Consider the following 517-nt stretch of genomic DNA (forward strand, 5'->3'; position numbering starts at 1 on the left):
CCCGCTGGTGGTACCCGGTGCCGGTCGCGGTCCTGGCCGGGTTGCTGGTGCCGCTGCTGATCGGCGCCAGCAAGACCTGGTTCGCCCGGCCGGGCCCGTTCGGCTTCCCGCTCTCCCCCGAGCAGCTCGGCTGGTACCCGTCCGGGCACACCGCCACCTCGGCGATCGCGTACGGGACGGCGGCTCTGCTGCTCGGCCGGACGCTCGGCCGGACGGCCCGGGAGCGGCTGTACGGGCTGGCCGCGCTGGTCTGCCTGGGGGTCGGGGCCGGGCTGGGGTGGGGCGACTACCACTGGCTGCTGGACGTGCTGGCCAGCTGGTGCCTGGCCGGGGTGCTGCTCTGGGGCCTGCGGCTGCTGCTCACTCGCCTCACTCGCCGCTAGCGGGGTCCTCCTCGTTGCGGTGCACCAGACCGGCTTCGCCGCTGTCCCGGTGCCACTCGACCACTAGCTCGTCGCGGGCGCCGAAGCGGACCAGATGGCGGCCGACCACGTCCTCCAGCTGGGGCAGGTCGGCC

General features: G+C 75.0%; 2 protein-coding genes. One reads left to right on the forward strand and one right to left on the reverse strand.

What is annotated here, in order from left to right; translation table 11 throughout:
* Positions 1 to 383: phosphatase PAP2 family protein (locus ABD323_RS45440; protein WP_344447782.1), on the forward strand; the 383-nt coding region annotated here is incomplete at its 5' end.
* Here ABD323_RS45440 and ABD323_RS46250 read toward each other — a convergent pair.
* Entirely contained in the window at positions 370 to 510 is a 141-nt protein-coding gene (locus ABD323_RS46250) for a hypothetical protein (protein ID WP_486327205.1), read from the reverse strand. The two genes, ABD323_RS45440 and ABD323_RS46250, sit on opposite strands and share 14 nt — an antisense overlap.
* Positions 511 to 517 lie beyond the last annotated feature (7 nt).

Source organism: Kitasatospora nipponensis, assembly GCF_039528135.1.
In the GTDB taxonomy this organism is placed as follows: Bacteria; Actinomycetota; Actinomycetes; order Streptomycetales; family Streptomycetaceae; genus Kitasatospora; species Kitasatospora nipponensis.